The organism is Streptomyces sp. Pv4-95, from assembly GCF_045782725.1.
Taxonomy (GTDB): domain Bacteria; phylum Actinomycetota; class Actinomycetes; order Streptomycetales; family Streptomycetaceae; genus Streptomyces.
On record NZ_CP127172.1, the window covers coordinates 1,441,469 to 1,461,377 of the forward strand.

The 19,909-nt window shown below is 72.9% G+C and carries 15 protein-coding genes, 1 tRNA gene and 1 pseudogene; 3 read left to right on the forward strand and 14 right to left on the reverse strand.

Annotated features, from left to right (window positions below):
- Window positions 1-194: 194 nt before the first annotated feature.
- The 5 genes from QOM21_RS06580 to QOM21_RS06600 all read right to left on the reverse strand — a co-directional run bounded on the left by QOM21_RS06580 (window position 195) and on the right by QOM21_RS06600 (window position 4,809).
- Window positions 195-1,454: a cytochrome P450 gene (locus tag QOM21_RS06580; protein WP_407548798.1), complete on the reverse strand. Its 1,260-nt coding sequence runs from the start codon at window positions 1,452-1,454 to the stop codon at window positions 195-197.
- Between the two features lie 178 nt (window positions 1,455-1,632).
- Window positions 1,633-2,853 carry an MAB_1171c family putative transporter gene (locus QOM21_RS06585; protein WP_407548799.1) on the reverse strand — a complete coding sequence of 407 codons (1,221 nt, stop codon included), beginning with the start codon at window positions 2,851-2,853 and terminating at the stop codon, window positions 1,633-1,635.
- Window positions 2,846-3,634 (reverse strand): hypothetical protein, encoded by a 789-nt coding sequence (locus QOM21_RS06590; RefSeq protein ID WP_407548800.1) that lies wholly within the window; start codon window positions 3,632-3,634, stop codon window positions 2,846-2,848. Before QOM21_RS06590 ends, QOM21_RS06585 begins: the two co-directional genes overlap by 8 nt.
- A complete protein-coding gene (locus tag QOM21_RS06595) occupies window positions 3,615-4,103 on the reverse strand; it encodes a helix-turn-helix domain-containing protein (protein WP_407548801.1) in 489 nt (162 codons plus the stop codon). The genes QOM21_RS06590 and QOM21_RS06595 overlap by 20 nt, the downstream gene beginning before the upstream one ends.
- A 632-nt stretch (window positions 4,104-4,735) precedes the next feature.
- A tRNA-Pro gene (locus tag QOM21_RS06600) sits at window positions 4,736-4,809 on the reverse strand.
- 165 nt (window positions 4,810-4,974) lie between these two features.
- Here QOM21_RS06600 and QOM21_RS06605 point away from each other — a divergent pair.
- Window positions 4,975-5,268, forward strand: coding sequence for a YiaA/YiaB family inner membrane protein (locus QOM21_RS06605; RefSeq protein WP_393891568.1), 294 nt, complete (start codon window positions 4,975-4,977; stop codon window positions 5,266-5,268).
- A gap of 146 nt (window positions 5,269-5,414) precedes the next feature.
- On the opposite strand, the gene QOM21_RS06610 is transcribed toward QOM21_RS06605, so the two are convergent.
- The gene (locus QOM21_RS06610) at window positions 5,415-6,338 is read right to left on the reverse strand and encodes an alpha/beta fold hydrolase (protein WP_407555590.1); all 924 of its coding nucleotides are present in this window, start codon (window positions 6,336-6,338) and stop codon (window positions 5,415-5,417) included.
- 161 nt (window positions 6,339-6,499) lie between these two features.
- Between QOM21_RS06610 and QOM21_RS06615 the strand changes: the two are divergent.
- Both QOM21_RS06615 and QOM21_RS06620 read left to right on the forward strand, forming a co-directional pair.
- Window positions 6,500-9,776, forward strand: a pseudogene (locus tag QOM21_RS06615) (amidohydrolase family protein).
- Window positions 9,777-10,074: 298 nt separating this feature from the next.
- The gene (locus tag QOM21_RS06620) at window positions 10,075-11,355 is read left to right on the forward strand and encodes an acyl-CoA dehydrogenase family protein (RefSeq protein WP_407548802.1); all 1,281 of its coding nucleotides are present in this window, start codon (window positions 10,075-10,077) and stop codon (window positions 11,353-11,355) included.
- Between the two features lie 105 nt (window positions 11,356-11,460).
- Here the strand turns inward: QOM21_RS06620 and QOM21_RS06625 are convergent, their stop codons facing one another.
- The 8 genes from QOM21_RS06625 to QOM21_RS06660 form a co-directional block, all read right to left on the reverse strand.
- Window positions 11,461-12,063, reverse strand: a complete 603-nt coding sequence (locus tag QOM21_RS06625; RefSeq protein ID WP_407548803.1) for a GAF domain-containing protein — start codon at window positions 12,061-12,063, stop codon at window positions 11,461-11,463.
- Window positions 12,060-12,680 (reverse strand): GTP-binding protein, encoded by a 621-nt coding sequence (locus tag QOM21_RS06630; protein ID WP_407548804.1) that lies wholly within the window; start codon window positions 12,678-12,680, stop codon window positions 12,060-12,062. Before QOM21_RS06630 ends, QOM21_RS06625 begins: the two co-directional genes overlap by 4 nt.
- On the reverse strand, window positions 12,658-13,062 hold the full coding sequence (locus QOM21_RS06635; protein WP_407548805.1) for a DUF742 domain-containing protein: 405 nt from the start codon (window positions 13,060-13,062) through the stop codon (window positions 12,658-12,660). Before QOM21_RS06635 ends, QOM21_RS06630 begins: the two co-directional genes overlap by 23 nt.
- A 2-nt stretch (window positions 13,063-13,064) precedes the next feature.
- On the reverse strand, window positions 13,065-13,514 hold the full coding sequence (locus tag QOM21_RS06640) for a roadblock/LC7 domain-containing protein (RefSeq protein WP_407548806.1): 450 nt from the start codon (window positions 13,512-13,514) through the stop codon (window positions 13,065-13,067).
- Window positions 13,504-15,633, reverse strand: coding sequence for a sensor histidine kinase (locus QOM21_RS06645; protein ID WP_407548807.1), 2,130 nt, complete (start codon window positions 15,631-15,633; stop codon window positions 13,504-13,506). Before QOM21_RS06645 ends, QOM21_RS06640 begins: the two co-directional genes overlap by 11 nt.
- Before the next feature lie 155 nt (window positions 15,634-15,788).
- Window positions 15,789-16,976, reverse strand: a complete 1,188-nt coding sequence (locus QOM21_RS06650) for an MBL fold metallo-hydrolase (protein WP_407548808.1) — start codon at window positions 16,974-16,976, stop codon at window positions 15,789-15,791.
- 329 nt (window positions 16,977-17,305) lie between these two features.
- Window positions 17,306-18,166: a GNAT family N-acetyltransferase gene (locus QOM21_RS06655; protein ID WP_407548809.1), complete on the reverse strand. Its 861-nt coding sequence runs from the start codon at window positions 18,164-18,166 to the stop codon at window positions 17,306-17,308.
- Window positions 18,167-18,242: 76 nt separating this feature from the next.
- Entirely contained in the window at window positions 18,243-19,649 is a 1,407-nt protein-coding gene (locus tag QOM21_RS06660) for an NAD(P)/FAD-dependent oxidoreductase (protein WP_407548810.1), read from the reverse strand.
- Between the last annotated feature and the right edge of the window lie 260 nt (window positions 19,650-19,909).

Here is a 19,909-nt window from a genome sequence, read left to right on the forward strand (position 1 = left end):
TCACGCTAAGAAGGCCGACCGCCGCCCGCAGCGCAGGTGCGCCAGACGGACGAAGCGCCTCGCTCCGCCCCGGCGTGTCGCGTCTGCAAAGAAGGACCCGCCCGGTGCGACGGGGGATGCACACCGGGCGGGCTCAATGACCTTTCTACCGCATGAGGGAGGGGTTATGCCTCAAATCTTTGTTCGTTTTCCGATTACCAGGCCACGGGGAGCGAAATCAGGCCACGCGCGCGCAGGGTCCGCCGGTGCCGCAGATCCGCTCGTGGGACGTCCAGCCGCAGGCCGGGGAACCGCCTGATGAGGGCGCCGAGCGCGATCTCGACCTCCATACGGGCCAGGGCCGCACCGAGGCAGCGGTGGATGCCGTGGCCCAGCGCGAGGTGCCCGGAGACGTCCCGGCCGGGGTCCAGGGTGCCCGGCTCGGGGAAGCGCTCCGGGTCACGGTTCGCGGAAGCGATCGAAAGCAGCACGGCCTCCCCGGCCGGGATGCGCACGCCGCCGATGCTCAGATCCTCCGTGGGGAAACGCCGGATGGCCAGCGGGGCCGGGCCGTCGTGACGCATGAACTCCTCGATGAAGGGGGGGAGTTCGGCCGGATCGTGCCGCAGCAGGTCGCACAGCTCCGGCTGGTCGAGCAGGGCGAGCGTGGCCTTGCCGATGAGGTGGACGGTGTTCTCGTATCCCCCGAAAAGGATGAGGAACGCCAGAGAGGTCAGCTCGTCCTCGGTGAGCCGGTCACCGGGCCCGGCGGTGCCGGAGAAGTCTTGATCCATTCCCTCCCGCTCCGCTGCCGATTCCTCACGCACCGCGATCAGATCCGAGAGCAGGTCGTTGCCCGGCTCCGCGCGCTTGGTGGCGATCAGCGTGGTGAAGAACGCCAGCATGGCCCCGACCGCCTCCTTCATCAGGTGCGGCCGGGTGGGGTCCGGAGTGATCAGGGCGTCCGTCCAGGCCCGGAAGTCGCGCCGGTCACGCTCCGGGACACCGAGCAGATCGCAGATCACCGCGATCGGCAGCGGCCCCGCGTAGTCGGCGATCACATCGGCGCGGCCGTGCGCCTCCATGGCGTCCAGCAGCGCGTCGGTGGTACGCCCGACGGGCTCACGCAGGGCCTCCACCCGCCTCGGTGTGAAGGCCCTGACCACCAGGCGCCGCACCCGCGTGTGGTCCGGCGGGTCCATGTTCAGCAGGTTGGCCTCCAGCGCGGGCGGCAGCGAGAAGCCGCGGTAACTCCCCGCTACCGCATGGCGCTTGTCCAGTGAGAGCCGTGGGTCGGCGAAGGCGCTGCGGACGTCGTCATAGCGGGTGACCAGCCAGGCGGGCTGTCCGTCGGGGCCGGTGATGCGGTGGACGGGGCCGGACTCGCGGAGCTCCGCGTACGCGCTGTGGGGGTCGTCGAGGAGGGGCGTCACGTCGATGGGGGCGTCGGGGCCGGACTCGGCGGTGTTCTGCATGAGGTCCGACTCTAGACGCGCCCCGCACCGGCCAGGGTGCGCGGGGCCGGGCCCGGATCGGCGCGGGGAGGGACTTTCGGAACGGGGCGGTGCCCACCCTCATGGGCAGGCACCGCCCCGGAAAACGCGGGTGGCCCGGACCCCCGTGCCGGGCCACCCCCGTCCGTGCAGCGGCTGTTCAGCCGCGGACCATGGCGCTGCGCTGCCGCAGCTCGGTGAGCACCGTTTCCACCAGCGGCGAGTGGTAGACGTCCGCCACCAGCGCCAAGTGCTCGTATTCGTCGGCCGGTTCGACCGGCTCGCCGCCCTTGTCGACCACCACGCTGTCGGCGCCGAGGGCCGGAACGTGGCCCACCGAGCGGTTCTCCAGCCCGCGTCGCAACGCGGCGGCCTCGGCGACGGCCGCCAGCTGCCGGTCGTCCAGCGAGACCGTGCGGGCCCGCTCCCGGGCGATGTCGACGGCGTCACTCTCCACGAAGCTGCGGATGCCGCGCTGGACGTCACGGATCTCCGCCATCTGCCGGTTGGCCCGCCACTCCAGGTCGGCGAACGGCCACCGCACCGACCACGACGAGCTCTCGATGGTGACCTCGGGGCTCTGGGCGGTGACGGTCCGCCAGAGCGGGGAGAGCCGGCGCAGCCGCCGCCAGGCGGCGACGCGGGGCCCGGCGGCCGGCAGTGCGAATCCGGCGAGGACCAGGAGCGCGGCAACCGAAGCGCTCAGCGGGGCCACGCCGTTGGAGAGCCAGAGCGCTTCGTGGCCCGCCCAGGACAGCACGAAGCCGATCACCTTGCAGGCGCAGTAGACCAGGCCGAGCCAGCAGCCCGCTGCCAGGATCCGCAGACCGCGCGCCAGCCACGAGCCGCCGAGCCGGGCGGCGTAGCGAGGGCACAGGGTGCCCAGGCCCGCCAGGGCGGCGCCGAAGATGGCCAGATACAGCACGAGGAAGAGCATGACTCCGGGTGAGTCGGTGTAGGCGGTGCTGAAGTCGCGGGGGTGTTCGACGGCGTCCGGCCGTCCCACCGCGAAGCCGGTGATGGCCACCGCCCACAGGGCGGCGACCCCGCCGACGGCGGCGCGTGCCCGGGAGCGGGCGCGGGCGCGCGCGGCCTCGCCGTCGCCGGCCGTCCAGCGCAGCAGCAGCACCAGGGCTCCCGCGGCGAACACCACGACGGAGGAGTAGAGGAAGACCATGGCGAGGTTGGCCACGCCGGCCAGCCGGTCGAACCCGCGGTAGAGGCTGGGCGCGGAGAAGAGGAAGACCGTCGCGACGCCGGCGGTCATCACACAGGCGAGCCCCAGGTCGGCGTTGCCGCGGTCCTTGAACCACGCGACGGCCTTGTACGCGACGATCGCCCACGCGGCCGCCCCGAACCCGAGATAGATGAGGTCAAACACGCGGTCCCCCGTCCCCGACCGGGCCGGCACCGCCGTCGCCCTCACCGTCAGCAGCGCCCTCCGCGCCGGCGGTGTCCGCCGCGCCGGCACCGCTTGCCGCGCTCTCCGCGCTCTCCGCTTCCGCGGGAGCATCCGGTCCGCCGCCCTGCCGGCGCCGGATGTGCCGCAGCGCGGGGCCCAGGGCGGCCGCGAGCTCGGCCGCCTGCCCCTCCAGGGGGAGTTCACGTTCCCCGGCCGACGGCACCACCCGCTCCATCAGCAGCGTGCCCAGCACCTCGGTCTCCCGCTCGGCGAGCTTGTCGTAACCGTGGTGGCGGGCGAAGCCCATGGTCAGGCCCATCCGTCGCATCGCGGTGGCGACATCGACCGACGGCGTCCACATCCGCAGCGCGTCCTCGGTGACGGCCGGGTCCTGGCCGTGTCCGAGCAGCAGGTGACTCAACTCGTGCAGCACGATGTGCGCCTGATGCCACGGAGAGGTCCGCAGTTCGAAGAAGACCCAGTAGGCGTCGTCGGTGGCCGCCGTCATACCGGAGACCACGCCGCCCAGACTCATCGGCACCATGTGGACGGGCCGTTCGACGCGCGTCGCGACGATGTCGCACATCCCCCGCAGATCGGTCGAGGCGGGCAGCTCCAGCTCCTTGATGAGCTGCTTGCACCGCCTGCGTATCTGCCCCACTCGCATGCTCGTTCCGCCCTCGTCCTCGTTCCGCCGCCACGCGTAGAAAAGCTGATCGCGCTCGGCGGTCCCCACCAGCTCACTCGCCACGCTGATCACCGCCGTGCTCCGGCAGCTCGGCCGGCAGATTCATCTGCTGCCGGAACTGGGAGATGATCGTCGTCAGACTGTCCTGCACCTCCGGCGGCAGCCCGACCGAGCGCAGCGCGATGGCGCGCACCCGCGAGTCCCGCATGGCGGCGAGGAAGCGGACCTCCTCCTCCACCCGCGCCGCCTGCGGCTGCGAGAGGTCCCCCAGCAGATAACCGACCGGTACCGCGAAGAACTTGGCGAGCGCGCGCAGCAGCTCCGGACTCGGATTCGTCCGCCGGCCGTTGCGCAGCATCGACAGATACTGCTCGGTCACCTTGGCCCCGCCGTACTCCTGCGTCCCGCCGCTGATCTCCTCGGCCACAAAGGCGTTGGTGTACGGAGCACCGGGCGGGTGCATGTTCGCGAAGAGGTGATTGAGCCGTTCCGCGAGCGCGCTGCCCGTCGTCCCGGGCCCGCCCTCGCCCCCCAAAGTCATGCCCACCGTCCCTCGGACTCCCACGCTTCGAACCGGCGCCGCGCCCCTGGTCCCCAGGACACCCGCCGGATGGCGGCCCGTCGGTCGCGCCCAACGCACAGTTAAGGCAACCGGAACCGCCTCACTCATCCTTTCATGTGAGGAACGCGCTGCACCAGTCCACATACGGACAGTGAGAGAGAGCGAACTTAACCGGGAGTTGAGCGCCCGTCGGACGCCCACACGACCCAACAGCAGCCGCCCACCGGACAATTCCCCCGGCGGGCGACGGGAGGCCCGGCCTCGGATTGCGCCGGATCAAGGCACGGCCCGTCGGCCCAGGTGACGTCACCGGCTCGGCAAACACCGACCGCCTTGCGGGACCCCTCGCCATCCCGGGCGGAGCCGACGCCGCAGCGGTCGTCGCAGTCGATGTTGTCGTGAACGCGCCACATAGCGGGCCCGTGGCCCAATCCCGGCACTGCGGATCCCTCGGGCCGGGCAGTGCGTCCGGCGGGGGGAGGCAAGTACGGCGAGGCGAGGTCGCCGCCGGCAGCGTCGACCGGCTCAGGCGACGGGGCATCGGGGGGATCGTCCTACGCCAAAGGCCGCTTCCCGTGAAGGGAAGCGGCCTTTGACCTACAGAAGCAACGTCGGGACGACAGGATTTGAACCTGCGACCCCTTGACCCCCAGTCAAGTGCGCTACCAAGCTGCGCCACGTCCCGTTGCCCGCTTTCGGCCGGGAAATCCCGGACCGACCGCGCACGAGAACAATACCGCATGTCAGAGGGTGGGTGCTGCCATATCCGGACGGAGCGCGGCGTCGGGGGCCGGCGAGGATGAGTACCTGTACTCATGCGGCGCAGTCACCGCCCCGCCACGCTACGCGCATGACTACTCCATCGATTCAGCGGCCGACGACCACGGCCTTCTTCGTCCAGGCCGCGATCTCCTTCGGGCTGTCGCTGGCGGCACTGATGATCGGGATCATGAAACTTCCGGTGGGGCCCTGGGAGCGCGGGTTCCTCGCGCTGGGTCTGGTCTTCGTGGTGTCCTCGGCGTTCACGCTGGCCAAGTGCGTACGCGACCGGCAGGAGGTCGAAGAGGTGACCAACCGGGTCGACAAGGCGCGGATCGACAAGATCCTCATCGAGCAGGACGTCTTCAAGCCCGGCCAGATCTGACCGGGCGGGCCGGGAGCACGGCGCACGCCGGGGCCGTGGCGCACGTCGGGGCAAGGCACCGGCAGCCTTCTCGGCAGAGCCCGCTCGGCCCCCGGAGCGGCCGCGAGAAGCCTCGGCCCCCGTGACGGCGGCCGTACGGCGGTGCTTCAGACGTGCTTGTCGAGCCAGGCGCGCAGGTCCTCCTGGACCTCGTCGCGATTGGTCTCGTTGAGGATCTCGTGGCGGGCCTCCGGATAGCCCTTCCAGGTCAGGTCGCGGGTGCCGAGGTAGCGGAAGTCCTCCAGCAGTTCGTAGACCAGGGTCATCCCCTGGTGGCAGGGATCCTGGTCGCCGACGGCGATGTGGACGGGCAGGCCGCGGGGGATGCGGGCGAGGTGGGCGGGGTCGTTGAGCTTGCGGATGGCGCGTACCCAGTCGATGACCAGGCCCGCGCAGAACGGGAAGCCGCAGGCGTCGTCCGCGGCATAGCGGTCCACCTCCGCCGGATCGCGGGAGAGCCATTCGAAACCGGTGCGAGGGGTGAACGCGTCGTTGAAGGAGCTGAAGGTGCGCGGGATGAAGCCGGACAGGGCGGTGCGGCCCCGCTCGGCGATCTCCGCCTCCAGCTCGGCGACAGCCGTGTCGATCTCCGTGCCGGGCAGCGTGCGGAAGGTGCCGGTGAGGATGAGCCCGGCGAGGTCGGCGCCGTATTCCTGCGCGTAGTCGCGGGCCAGCATCGAGCCCATGCTGTGGCCGAGGAGCACGAGCGGCACGCCGGGGTGGGCAGCCGCCGCATGGTCGCCGATCGCCTTGAGGTCGGCGACGATCGCGCGCCAGGCGTCCGCTCCGACCACGCCGCGGCCGCCGGTGGACGCCGCGGTGGCACCGTGGCCGCGGTGGTCGGAGGCGATCACGCCGTAGCCGTGGCCGGCCAGGAAGCGCGCGAAGCGGTCGTAGCGCCTGCCGTGCTCCGCGGCGCCGTGCGCGATCTGCACCAGGGCGCGCGGCCGGCCGGACTCCGGAAGCCAGGTGTAGGTGGCGATGCCGGCCCCGTCGGGGGCCTGGTGGAAGTCCTGCTGCATGGCCTGCATGACGTCGGTCTCCTGACTGCCGGGCGTGGCTGACTGGTCGTCGATGGCGTCCGCGCCCACTCTCTCCTTCCCGGCGATGGTGCGCCAAGGGGCGCGCTCGGCGATGTCCGCCCCCGACGGCGCCCGACATGACACGATCGGGCCGCTCAATCCTGGCGCCCATGCCGCAACCCCCTGTCGCAGGAGGATCGTTGGACTCCACGGACCGCTCCCCCTCGTCCCGCATCCCGTCGCCGCTGTCCCGTCGCAGTTTCCTGCAAGGCACCGCCTCGGCCGCGGCCGCCGCGGGGCTGACCGGCATCACCGTTCCCACCGCGTCCGCGCAGCCGGCCGGGACGCCCGGCGCCCTGTCCTTCACCGCCGCCACCAACGGCGCGGGGTCGCTCTCCCCGGCGGGTGACCGCCTGGTCGCAGAGATCCAGAACGTGCTGTGGTCGATGCCGCGCACCGGTGGCGATGCGGTGGCCCTCACCCCGCCCGACCTGGAGCCGACCCGCCCGGTGCACTCCCCCGACGGCCGGCTGATCGCCGTCTGCGCCTATCGCGGGGGCGGCTTCCACCTGTGGACGCTGCGCCCCGACGGCTCCGGGCTCCGGCAGCTGACCGACGGCCCGTGGGACGACCGAGGGCCCGCGTGGTCTCCCGACGGCACCCGCCTGGCGTTCGCCTCCGAGCGGGGTGGCGACGCGGTGAGCGGCAGCCCCGTACCGGATCTGGGTGCTGGAACTGCGGACCGCGCGGCTGACGCGGGTGACCGGGCTGCCCGGTCAGGACGGGCCCCACCAGGACGGCGCCTGGGAGGACTTCGACCCCTGCTGGTCGCCGGACGGCACCCGCATCACCTTCGTCAGGGGGAAGGCGGCGGCCGCGGGCGGCACCCCCGCCGCGCTGGTCTCGCGGACCGTGGCGTCCGTGCCCGCCGACGGCGGTGGCCCGGTGCGCACCGAGCACACCGAGGCGGCCGCCGCACAGGTGATGGTGCCCGCCCTCTCCCCCACCGGGCGGCTCGCCTACCTGCGCACCACCGACTACCCGAGCCCCACCTGCGCCCTCGTGGTGGACGGTGAGCGCGTCGCGGTCGACGGCGATGTGGAGCCGGTGCCGCCGCGCTGGGTGTCCCGGGACGAGCTGCTGCTGACGGTCGGCGGGCAGTTCTCGGTGGTGCGGGTGAACGCGCCGGAGAGGACCGAGACGATCCCGTTCACGGCACGGCTGCCGCTGGAGCGCCCCCGCTACCGCGTCAAGGACTACGGCTTCGAAGGCACTGCGGTCCGGCCGGTGCGCGGTGTGCATCTGCCCGCGCTCTCCCCGGACGGCCGCACGGTGGCCTTCGCGGCCCTCAACTCGCTCTGGGTGCAACCGGCTTCCGGTGGTGGTGCGCCGCGCAGGATCGTCCGTGCCGACGCCACCCGCTATGTCCTCGCGCCGAGCTGGTCACGCGATGGCCGGTCGCTGCTGTACGCGGACGACCGGGACGGGCTGTTCGCGGTCCGCCGCCGCGACATGGCTTCGGGCGAGGAGACGGTACTGGCCACCGGCGGCCGGGTGCACCCGGCGCTGTCGCCCGACGGCAGGCGGCTGGCCGCGCTCGACATGTCGGGCAATCTCGTCGTACGGAATCCGGCCGCGGGGACCGAGAAGATACTGGCCGCGCCGCTGGGCGGCGGCGGCCTGCCGGGCCGCCCGAGCTGGTCGCCCGACGGCCGCCACCTCGCGTTCTGCGACCGCAATCGGCTCAACCGCCGCTTCCGCGAGGGCTACAACGTCATCCGGGTCGTGGACAGCGAGACCGGCAAGAGCCGGCTGCACGCACTCGCCGAGCATGTCTCGCTCGCCGACCGCTACGACTCCGGGCCCGTCTGGTCGCCCGACGGCCGCTGGATGGCGGTGATCGCCGAGTCCGCGCTGTGGGTGCTGCCGGTTCGGCCCGACGGCACCCCGGACGGTGCCCCGCGCCGGCTGACCGACGAGAGCGCCGACCACCCGTCCTGGTCGGGCGACTCCCGGACGCTGCTGTATCTCTCGGCCGAGAAGCTGCGGCTGATCGAGCTGTCCGACGGCGCGACCCGTACCGTGCCGGTGGCCCTCGACCACCGCGGGACCCGCGCCCGGGACACCGTCGTGCACGCCGGACGGTTCTGGGACGGCACGGGCGACGCGGTGCGCGAGGACGTCGACGTGGTGGTGCGGGACGGGCGGATCACCGCCGTCACCCCGCACCGGGCCGGCCGGTCCGGCGCCGGGACGGCCCGCCGGGTGGACGCCTCCGGGCAGACCGTGCTGCCCGGCCTTTGGGACGCGCACACCCACCCCTGGCAGACGACCTACGGCGGGCGGCAGACCGCCCTGCAACTGGCGTACGGCATCACCACCGCGGTCTCCTGCGGTGGTTTCTCCTATGAACAGGCCCGCATCCGCGAGGCCGTGGCGGCCGGTGCGCTCGCCGGGCCGCGTCTGCTGACCTGCGGAGAGCTGCTGGACGGCGGACGGGTCGCGTACAGCATGGGGCGGGCGCACCGCACCCGCGCCGGACTGCGGCGTTCGCTGGAGCGTGGCGCGGCGCTGGATTGGGACTTCGTCAAGACCTACGTCCGTGCTCCGGGCTGGGTGATGGAGGAGGCCGCCCGTTTCGCCCACCACGAGCTGGGAGTGCGGGCCGGCAGCCATCTGCTCACCCCTGGAGTCCAGTTGGGGCAGGACCTGACGACCCACCTGCAGGCGACCCAGCGGGTGGAGTTCGGGCACGCGGTGTCCTCGTCGGGGCATGCCTATCAGGACGTGCAGGAGGTCTACGCCGCGACCGACTTCAGCCTGGTCGCCACCCCGTTCTCGGCCGCAGCCCTGCTCGGCGACGATCCGGCACTGGCCGAGGACGACCGGGTGGGGACCCTGATGCCGCCCTGGGATGCCGCCTTCGTGAAGGAGGGCGCCGGGCACCGGCCGACCCCCGCGCAACTGGCCGACATCATGACGGAAGTGGCCGTCTACCGGCGGGTGCTCTCCGGCGGCGGGGTGGTCGCGCTCGGCACGGACCAGCCGCTGTCGCCGGTGGGCCTGGGGCTGCACCTGTGCCTGCGGGCGCTGCACCGGGGCGGCCTCGGCGTGCCCGCGACGCTGCGCACCGCGACCGCGCTGCCCGCCAGGATGTTCGGTGCGGAACGGGACCTCGGCACCCTGGAGGTCGGCAAGCTCGGCGATATGACCCTGGTCGACGGCGATCCGTTCACCGACTTCGACTCGCTGGTGCGCACCTCGGCGGTGCTGCGGGGCGGACGGCTCGTCACCCAGCGGGAGTTGGTCGGCTCCTTCCCGGCGCCCTCCGGGCGCCGGGAGGCTCCGAGGTCCACTCGAGCTGCCGGGCGCCCGGAGGCGTCCGTCGACTGGCTGGAGGTGGGGCGGCAGCAGCGCCGCGAGACCTGCTGCGATGCCGCGCACTGATGTCGAGGGCGCGCCGTCGACCGCCGGGGAGGCGCGGGGTGGCGCGACTTCGGTGCCGTTCCGGAACGCTCTCCGCCCTCGCTGAGCAGGGGGGTTGTGCGCGGGGCCGGCACGCTTCAACTCCGCGTATGAATGCGACCAGTTGATGTTTTATGCGCCCCGCAGTAGGTATGCCAACGGGTATTGCGCGCGGTGAGCACCTGATCACAGACCGGAAAGAGCGGCGGGCGGCACCACGGTGGTGCCGCCCGGGGACGGGGAGCGGCCGGCGCGGGAGAAACGCGAAGGAGGGCTCGTCTTGCATCGCTATTTCACCGACCAGCGGCATGAAGCGCTCCGGCAGCGGGTGCGGGACTTCGCCGAGAGCGAGGTCCGCCCCCGCATTGCGGAGATGGAGGCGAGCCGAACCGTTTGCCATGACCTTTCGCGCCGCATCGCGCGTCAGGGGTGGATCGGCGCGACCGTGCACCGCGCCTACGGCGGGATGGGCGCGGGACACGTCGCCAAGACCCTCATCATCGAGGAGATCTCGCGGGTCAGCGCCGCGATGGGCGCCATGGTGCAGGCGTCCCAGCTGGGCGTCGCCAAGATAATCCACTTCGGGAGCGAGGAGCAGAAGAAGACCTGGCTGCCGGCCATGGCGTCCGGCGACTGCCTGCCGACCATCGCCGTGACCGAACCGCAGTCCGGCGGCCATGTGCTGGGCATGGCGAGCACCGCCGTCCGGGACGGCGACGACTACGTCCTCAACGGCCGCAAGATCTACGTCGGCAACAGCCATGTCGGCGATCTGCACGGCGTGGTCGTCCGCACCGGCGAGGGCTCCAACGGACTGTCGGCGTTCCTGGTGGAGTCCGACCGGCCGGGCTTCCGCGTCGGGGAGCAGCAGCCGGCGATGGGGCTGCACGGCTTCAGCTTCGGTGAGCTGTTCTTCGACAACTGCCGTGTCCCCGCGGCCAATCTGCTGGGCAGGGAGGGCGACGGTCTCTCCGTCGCCTACTCCTCCAGCGTGCTGTACGGCCGGCCGAACCTGACCGCCGTGTCACTGGGGATTCACCAGGCGGTACTGGAGGAGACCACGCGGTTCTGCGCCGAGCGGCAGCGCTACGACAAGCCGCTCGCGGACCTGGGCACCATCAAGCTCAAGCTCGGGCGGATCCAGTCGCGGCTGCTGCTCGCCCGCCTCGCCGCGTACCACGCGGTCCATCTGCTGGACCGGGGCGAGCCGTGCGACGCCGAGTTGATGAACGCCAAGCTGGTCAACGTGGAGTCGGCGCTGGAATCGGCGCAGGACGCGATGGACATCCATGCCGCGTGCGGCCTGTTCACCGACCGGCCCGTGGAGCGCTTCCTCCGCGACGCGCACCACATCTTCGCGCCGGCGGGTACCTCCGACATCCAGCTGCTGCGGCTGGGCGAGCTGGCGCTCGGCCGTGCGAAGGGCGAGTGGTCCAGCCGCCTGGCGGACGTGCTGCGCCTGGAGCCGTCGGAGCGCCCCGAGGAGGAGCCCCCGGCCACGGTGCCCGCCCAGCGCACCGCGCCGACGCAGAAGAGTTCGTGGTTCGCCCGTCTGCGGTGAGCGAACCGGTCCGGAACGGCCCGCAGGCCGCCGGCTCGGTGCCGGCGGCCTGCGGGGCATGGTCACCCGGCCCGGTTCCGCGCCCCCTCGGCGCGGGCCGGGCGGTCAGGGCACGTCGGCCTGCTGCTCCATGTGATGGATCTGCTCGACGAGTTCGGCGGCCATCGACTTGATGGTCTCCAGCCCCTCCCGCCCCCACGGGCGCGGTTCGAGGTCCACGACGCAGACGGTGCCCAGCGCCATGCCGGTACGGTCGATGAGCGGGGCGCCCAGGTAGGAGCGGATACCGATCTCGTCCACGACGGGGTTGCCCGCGAACCGCGGGTAGTCGCAGACGTCCTCCAGCACCAGCGCCTTGCGCCGGACGACGACATGCGGGCAGTAGCCGTGGTCGCGTGCCATCACCCGGCCCGGCTGCGCACTTGCGGGCGCCGGCCCCAGTTCGATGGCCTGGTCCTGTGCGGGCGTGTAGAGCCCGGCGAAGTACTGCCGCTCCTCGTCGATGAAGTTGACCATGGAGTACGGCGCCCGGGTGGTGCGCGCGAGCTTGCGTGCGAACTCGTCGAACGCGGGCAGCGGCGACTCACCGATCCCCAGCGCGCGCAGCCGCGCCACCCGCGCCGGCGCCTCGTCGTCCTGCGGCGTCAGCAGCAGATGGCGCGTCGGATCGTAGGCGGTGTACGGGACGCGGGAGGCAGGGTGGTTCATGGCAGCTCCGGGGTCGCGGCGAGGACGGGAGTGAGCAGATGCTGGACGAGCGAGACCAGGATGTGCGTGGCCGAGCTGCACCGGCGGGCGTCGCACATCACGACGGGGACGTCCGGGGAGAGGTCCATGGCGCTGCGGACCTCGTCGGGGTCGTAGTGGTAGGAGCCGTCGAACTCGTTGACCGCGACGATGAATTGGATGCCGCGTCGCTCGAAGAAGTCGACGGCCGCGAAGCACTGGTCCAGCCGGCGGGTGTCGGCGAGGATGACCGCGCCGAGCGCGCCGTTGGACAGCTCGTCCCACATGAACCAGAAGCGTTCCTGTCCCGGCGTCCCGAAGAGGTAGAGGACGTGCGCGGGGCTGAGGGTGATCCGCCCGAAGTCCATGGCGACGGTCGTGGTGTTCTTGTCCTCGACACCCGCCAGATCGTCGGTGCCGACGCTGATCTGGGTGAGGAGTTCCTCCGTGCTGAGCGGTTCGATCTCGCTCACCGCTCCGACGAAGGTGGTCTTGCCGACCCCGAAGCCGCCCGCGATGAGGATCTTGAGTGCGGTCGGGAACGGGTCGTGCGTGGTGTCCCCCGGGGTCACGGGGTCACAGTCGTTTGCGAAGTCCATTCAGCACCGCCTCCAGCAGGGCTCGGTCGGTCCGGGACGCGGGCCCTGCCGAAACGGCCGCGGGAGCCCGCGCGGTGAGCGCTCCGCAGTCGACGAGGTCGGCGAGGAGCACCTTGGTGACCACGGCGGGCAGCCGTATGTGTGCGGCGATCTCGGCCACCGAGACCGGACCGCCGCACAGTCCTAACACCTGCGCGTAGTCCGGCCCCTGGCAGGAAGCGGGCCGTCGTCCGGTGGCCATCACCATGGTCAGCAGGTCGAAGTGCGCCGTGGGGCGGGTCCGGCCGTTGCTGATGGTGTACGGGCGGACCAGCCGGCCCGCCGCGTCGTCGTACCACGGTGACTCCTGGCCGCCCTGCCGCCGTCGGCGACGCAACCCCATGGTCAGCGACCGCCTGCCGATGCCTGGTGGCGCGCGGGGGTGGACAGGTACGGCCGGACGCTCTTGACGAGCATTCCCATCTCGTAGCCCAGCACCGCCACGTCGGCCTCCCGCCCGGCGAGCACGGCCAGACAGGCACCCGAGCCCGCGGTGGAGACGAACAGGAACGTCGTCTCCAGCTCGACGACGACCTGCAGAACGTCGTCGCCCTCCCCGAAGCGCGCTCCGGCACTGCGGGCGAGGGAGTACAGGCCGGAGGAGAGGGCCGCCATGTGGTCGGCGCTGTCCTGGTCGAAGCCATGGGCGGCCTTGACCAGGCCGTCGGACGACAGCAGGAGCGCACTGCGGGCATGCGGCACGCGCTGCACGAGCCCGGTCAGCAGCCAGGACAGGTCCGTGTGCTGGCTTCCCGGCAGCTGCGCCTGGGACTGCGTGTGCACATCACTCACCATGGTTGTGGTCGTCTCCTCGTGGGCGGGCCATCGGGGCGTCTCGGTCACGGTCATAGAGCAGGTCGTTGCCGCCAAGGCTGCTGAAGTCAACGCCCTGGCCTGCGGTGTTTCCGGCTTCGTAGGTTTCGTCGGCGAGGCTCACACCGCGCCGGAAGGCGGCCATCAGACCGGGGTCGTGCTCGGGCTCGGGCCCCGAGCGGCGTTCCGCGGACGGCAGGATCGGGTCGCCGCGCAGCTCGGGGACGAGGTGCTCCTGCCTGCGCCGGCGCGGCAGCCGCGGCCGGGCCGCGTTGTCCGCCGGGGGCGCGGGCGGGAGCAGCACCGGGCCGAGGTCGGCGGGGCGGTCGTCCTGGGCGGGGAGGGCGGTGCTCGCCGCCGGGTGGGCGGGTACGGAGCCGGCCTCCACGGCATCGCGGGGACAGGGCTCCTGGTGGGGTGCGGCGGGTGTCCTGGCGTGGCTCCCGGTGGCGGTGGCGGTGCTCCCGGTGTGGGCGTGGCCCGCCGTGCGGTCGACGGAGCGGGTGGGCAGGGGCGGCAGCTGCTGCTCGGTGGCGTACCGATCGGGGGCCGGTTCGGCCGACGGGGCGGGGGCCGCCGCAGGGGAGGCCACAGGGGCCGGTCGGCGCCGGGTGAGCTCGCTCTCGATCCCACCGCCGGCAGGGTCGCCGAAGTCGCGCAGCGGCCCATCGAGCGACGGATCGGGGGCCGGTCCGGAGAGCGCGTCGCGGTCCCGGCTCGCCTCGTGGCGGAGGCCGTACGCCTCCTGGTACCCACCGTCGTGCTCGCGGGCCGGGTCGGCGTCCTGCGCCCCCGCGCGAAGGCCCTCCTGATCCGCCGACTCCGTGCCGAGCAGGCCCGAGGGCAGGATCAGCACGGCCTGCACACCGCCGTAGATGTTGCTCTGCAGGCGCACCACGATGCCGTGCCGGCGGGCGAGGGAGGAGACCACGAAGAGGCCGATCCGCCCGTCGCTCAACAGCTCGGCGACGTCGACGTGTTCGGGGTCGGCGAGCAGCGCGTTCATGCGCGCCTGCTCCTCGCCGGACATGCCGAGGCCGCGGTCCTCGACCTCCACCGCGAGGCCGGCGGTGACCAGTTGCGCGCGCAGCAGGACGGGCGTCTGCGGGGCGGAGTAGAGGGAGGCGTTCTCGACGAGTTCGGCGAGCAGGTGGATGACGTCGGCGACGGCGTGCCCGCGCAGGGTGCCCTCGATGGGCGGCACGAGCTTGATCCGCGGGTACTGCTCGACCTCGGCGATCGCGGAGCGCAGCACCTCGGTCATGGTGACCGGGCGGCTCCACTGGCGCCGGGAGATGGCGCCGCCGAGGACCGCGAGGTTCTCCGCGTGCCGTCGGATGCGGGTGGCCAGGTGGTCGACGTGGAAGAGGCCCTTGAGCAGGTCCGGGTCCTCGACCTGGTTCTCCAACTCGTCGAGCAGCTCGATCTCGCGGTGCACGAGGGACTGCAGCCGCCGGGCGAGGTTCACGAAGACCTCGACCTTCTGCTCGCTGCCGGTGGCGTTGCTGCGCGCGATGGCGACGGCGTCGATCACGGCGGACTCGGCCGCCCGGCCCGCGGCGGCCACCTCGTGCGCGAGCAGGTCGAGGGTGTCGCCGGTGGGTGCGAGCGTCGGGTCCGGCTCGCGGTGCTGGAGCCATTCGCCCTGGCGTACCCGGTCCAGCAGCTCGTACAGGTCGGCCTGGCTGCGGGCGCAGACCTGCCGCAGCCGGGCGTAGCGCGCGACGGTGGCGCGTGCCTCGGAGTTGGCGGCGGCGCCGGCGCTGAGCACGATGACGCAGATCATCGCCAGGCCGCCGAGCAGCACCGCCCACTCACGGCTGGTGAGCGTGGCACCGCCGGCCTGCACGACGAAGGCGGTGACGGCGGTGCAGGTGGCGGCGACCAGGAGGGCGGGGACGGCGGCGAGCCGGATCAGGCGGGACCGTATCGCCGAGTCGGCGGCCGACTCGGGGAAGGATGCCCGGCCGTGCCGTCCGCCTTCACGCTCCCGTCGCCGCGGCGAAGTGGGTACGGGAGCGGCCCCCGGGGAACCCTGAGCTCCGTGGGACCTCTGAGTCTCCTGGGACAGCTGGGTCCCCTGGGGAAATGCGGTAGGCATCGGCGCCCTCCGGATCGGCCGTTGGCAGTCGCGGAGCACGCACGCTAGTTGTTGCCCGGGTGGTATTCGGACCCACTTCGAGGTTTCGCTACCCCTCGCCACCTCCTTGGGTGGGCGCCACCCGTACTGCCGTACGACTCAATCCGAACCTCCGTTCAAACGGAGGGAGTTGATGCCTCTTCCACCGTGTTCGGCAGGGTGACGCGCACCGGCGGCCAGCTCGGCCAGCCGTGCACCGGCGGCACCGCGACCGCCCGCCACCACGGCTCCAACACCGGCTCCGCCGCGGGCTCGAACGGCTTGCCCGGCAGCGGCGCGACCACCGCCGCACCCACCTCGCGCGCCGCCGCGACCGTGCGCTCCACGGGCTCGGCCCAGGGGTGCGGGGCGAGGTTGAAGGTGCCCCAGTGGATCGGCAGCATGGCACCGGCGGGACTGCCCCCGGAGAGGTCGGTGTGGGCCTGCATCCCCTCCTCCGGCGTCATGTGGATGTCCGGCCAGAACTCGCTGTACGCGCCGATCTGGATCATCGTCGCGTCGAACGGGCCGTACTGTGCGCCGATCTCCGCGAAGCCGGTGAAGTACCCGGTGTCGCCGCTGTGGAAGATCCGGTGCTCCGGCCCCGCGACCACCCAGGACGCCCACAGGGTGTGCTGCGGACCGCGCAGCCCGCGCCCGCAGAAGTGCTGGGCGGGGGTGGCGGTCAGGGTCAGCCCCCCGAGGCGGGTGGACTCGTGCCAGTCGAGCTCGGTGATCCGCTCCTCGGGCACACCCCAGAACTCCAGGTCGGCACCGATGCCAAGCGGCACGACGAAGGCGGCGCCGGAGCCGATCAGGCCCTGGATCGTCACCATGTCCAAGTGGTCGTAGTGGTCGTGCGAGATCACCACGACGTCGACCGGGGCGAGCTCCGCCAGCTCGATCGGCACCGGGTGCATCCGCTTGGGGCCCACCCAGGTGAACGGCGAGCAGCGCTCGCCCCAGACCGGGTCGAAGAGCACCCGCCGGCCGTCGATCTCGGCGAGCACGCTCGAATGCCCCATCCAGGTGAGCCGCAGGCCGGAGGCCGGGGGCTCACCCCACTCCTCGGCGGTGGGCCGGTGCACCGGGATCCGCCCCACCGGCGCGCGGCGCAGCCGCCCGTCACGGCTCAGCTGGGTGCGGGCCATGGGCAGGGCGGAGCCGTTGAGCAGCTGCCTGGTCGCTATCGGGTTGCGGAACTGACCGTCCACGAACTGCGGCGACCTGCGCATTCTGGCCAGCCGCTCCCCGGTGGGCTCGGCGCCGAAACTCGCGGGGCGAAGCGCGCTGAGTCCAGCGCGGCGGGGTCGGGAACCGGTCACGGTACCTCCATGGTCGGGGCAGTCGCGAAGTGAACGGGCCGCGCGAGCGGCAGGTTCCGGCGCACCTGGGCCTCGCGGCACCGCCCTGCTGCGGCACCACGACACCCTGACGTGAACACCATCACCCGCAGACGCAAACCGCGCGACCGGCCGTGCCATTCCGGGTGGCGGTGTGACGTTGCCCGCGCGTCGCGATCACGGCCGCGGCCCCGGCGGCCCGGTCGTCGGCCCGCAGGGCGCGGAGGGCCAGGAGCGGTCGTTTCCAGCCACTCATACCGGGCCCGGGCCCGGGCGCCTTGGGCTCGGGCCGTCGGGCCGTCCGCCCCACGTCAGTCCGTCCCGGCAGGTACGAATTCCAGGACGACGTGGTCCTCGACCGGCCGGTAGCCGATCCGCCGGTAGAGGGCGTTGCTGGTCGCGTTGGCGAGGTCGGTGAAGAGCAGCACCTCCTGGGCGCCGGAGTCCCGTGCGGCCCGCGAGAGAGCACTGGTCACTCCCGCCGCGTAGCCGCGTCCGCGCAGCTCGGGCGGGGTGTAGACGGGGGCCACCCGGGCCGAGCCGGCGACCGTGCGGGTGATCCCGGCGAGCGAGACCGGGCGGCCTTCGACCTCCCACAGGGTGCAGCGGCCGTCGGCGAGCCGGTCGTCGACCGCGCGGGCGTCCCGGGGCGGCGGGCCGCCGATGTCCGCGGCGAAGGCGGCGAACCAGTCGAGCAGCAGGTCCCGGTCGGCGAAGGTGGCGGGGCGGGCCGCGCCCGGCGGTGCGGGCTCGGGCGGGGTGAGCGTGCCGAGGCAGTAGAGGCGCCGGCGTCCGGCGGTTTCGACGCTGCCGCCGTGCCGCCGCTGCCAGGCAGCGGCGTACGCCTCGGCCGCGGGCCGGCAGGCGTTCACCCCGGGCACCGCGAGGCCCCCGTCGGCCAGCGCGTCCACCAGCGCCGTGGCCGCGTCCTCCCCCATCGGCGAGAGCAGGGCCGGGCGCGGCGGGGTCCGCACCACGGCGGCCTCCACCGGCCGCCCCGCCGGCTGCCACCACCCGAACCACGGGGCCCGGTCGCCGTACGCGTCCGGTCCGACGGCCCGCAGCGAGGCCGCGACGGACAGCAGCACGGTGTGCTCCGTGGGCCGCGCCCGCAGGAACGCTCCGGCGGCCTCCTCGAAGCGGTCGATGTCGCCTGTCAGCGTCCACGTCATGCCCCACCTTCCCGCGGGGGATCCGGCGCGCGCATCCGATTTCCGCGCCTGGGGCCTGAGGGCGTCGGCCCGCCCGTCACACCGTCTCGACGGCCTCCGGCGGGGCGGCGAGCCCCGGCCTGCGCGGCAGGAAGACGGTGCGCAGGACGATGCGCGGCGCGACGAGCCGGGAGAGCGGTGCGGTCAGGCAGAAGACGTCCCGGTAGGCGGCCCCGACAACGGGGTCGATGGCGGCGCGGGCGGCCAGGCGGTCGAAGTACCAGGTGGCCAGCCGCTCACCGCGGCCCGCTCCGGCGTCGCCATCGGTGGTGTAGGGGCGGTCCGCGCCGACGGCCGCCATCCATGCCGGATCCACCGCGCGGGACACCGCCTGCTGGGCCTCGACGGTGAATCCCTGGACCGGGCCGCCGGTTCGCTCCAGGGTGCCGCGCACGGCGAGCGCGCCGAGCGTGGCCACCGACATGCCCTGCCCGTAGACGGGGTTGAAGGTGCAGTAGGCGTCCCCCAGAGCGAGGAAGCCCTCGGGCGCCGCGTCGGTGCGTTCGAAGTACCGACGGCGGTTGCAGGTGTCCCGGAAGCCGTGCACCGGCGAGACCGGCTCGGCGCGGGCGAGGAGTTCATGGACGTACGGGTCGCCGATGGTGGCGCTGAAGCCGAGGAACCCCTGCGCGTCGGTGGGCGGGTGGTGTCCGCGCACACCGGACAGCGTCAGCAGCCACTTGCCGTCCTCGACCGGTACGTACGCGCCGCCGCGCGGGCACTGCGGCCAACCGGGGATGTTCACCCCCGCGTCCGGCGCGGTGTCCGGGTCGCTGGGGCGGTACTCCCGGGTGGCGTAGGCGATTCCGGCGTCGACGGTCTCCTCGTGCGGCGCGGGCCTGCCGAGTTCGGCGTACCACTGCGGGGCCCGGGAGCCGCGGCCGGACGCGTCCACGACCAGCGCGGCGGAGAGCGCGCGTCCCGAGCGGTCGGCCTGGTCGCCTCCCCGGGACCGCACGCGGACGCCGGTCACCCGCCCCGCGTCACCGGTCAGGCCCACCACCTCGGTGGCCTCCAGCACCTCGACGTGGGTGGGCGAGGCCGCGGCCGCCAGGAGCGTGCGCTCCCGTACCACCGCGTCGAGCAGTGGCCGGGTGACGCTCAGCGTCGGGTGCCGGCGCTCGTCGAAGCGGCGCTGCCACCCGGTGGGCGTGCGGGTCAGCAGATCGCGCGGGAGGTACAGGCTGCGCGCCCCCGCGTCGGTGAGCGCCGCGACGGTGCCCGGCAGCAGGTCGTCCAGCGCACGTTGGCCACCGCTCAGGAGGATGTGCAGGTGACGCGCCTGCGGGACGCCCTTGCGGAACGCCGGGCCGTCGGGGTAGCGGTCGCGTTCGACGACGGTGACCGTCTCGACGTGCCCCAGCAGGGCGGTGACGGCGAGCATCCCGGCGAGCCCTCCGCCGATCACGATCGCGGTGTGCCCGCTCCCGGCGTGCGCTGCCATGTCTACCCGCTCCCCACCCGGCACGCCCGACGCGCGCCAACCGATCACCGGCGCCCCAGACTTCATCGCGCGCACAGCGATGTCAACGCTCGCTCCGGCCTGCCCGATCATGGTCATCGCGGCCGGCGCCGAGGGGCGCCGCCGTCGCCCGAAACGCCCTGGAACCGCTTCTCAGCTGCTCTTTCCTCCCGCGCGTCACGGCAGTCCCTGACATCCCGTTGTGCGGTGGCCCTGCGTCTACACTCCCGTCAGCGGACGGG

Coding starts and splice junctions, on each gene's coding strand:
- QOM21_RS06580 (WP_407548798.1), bottom strand. CDS start 1,454: ATGCAGAACACCGCCGAGTCCGGCCCCGACGCCCCCATCGACGTGACG.
- QOM21_RS06595 (WP_407548801.1), bottom strand. CDS start 4,103: ATGACTTTGGGGGGCGAGGGCGGGCCCGGGACGACGGGCAGCGCGCTC.
- QOM21_RS06605 (WP_393891568.1), top strand. CDS start 4,975: ATGACTACTCCATCGATTCAGCGGCCGACGACCACGGCCTTCTTCGTC.
- QOM21_RS06610 (WP_407555590.1), bottom strand. CDS start 6,338: ATGCAGGCCATGCAGCAGGACTTCCACCAGGCCCCCGACGGGGCCGGC.
- QOM21_RS06625 (WP_407548803.1), bottom strand. CDS start 12,063: ATGAACCACCCTGCCTCCCGCGTCCCGTACACCGCCTACGATCCGACG.
- QOM21_RS06630 (WP_407548804.1), bottom strand. CDS start 12,680: ATGGACTTCGCAAACGACTGTGACCCCGTGACCCCGGGGGACACCACG.
- QOM21_RS06635 (WP_407548805.1), bottom strand. CDS start 13,062: ATGGGGTTGCGTCGCCGACGGCGGCAGGGCGGCCAGGAGTCACCGTGG.
- QOM21_RS06640 (WP_407548806.1), bottom strand. CDS start 13,514: ATGGTGAGTGATGTGCACACGCAGTCCCAGGCGCAGCTGCCGGGAAGC.
- QOM21_RS06645 (WP_407548807.1), bottom strand. CDS start 15,633: ATGCCTACCGCATTTCCCCAGGGGACCCAGCTGTCCCAGGAGACTCAG.
- QOM21_RS06655 (WP_407548809.1), bottom strand. CDS start 18,166: ATGACGTGGACGCTGACAGGCGACATCGACCGCTTCGAGGAGGCCGCC.
- QOM21_RS06660 (WP_407548810.1), bottom strand. CDS start 19,649: ATGGCAGCGCACGCCGGGAGCGGGCACACCGCGATCGTGATCGGCGGA.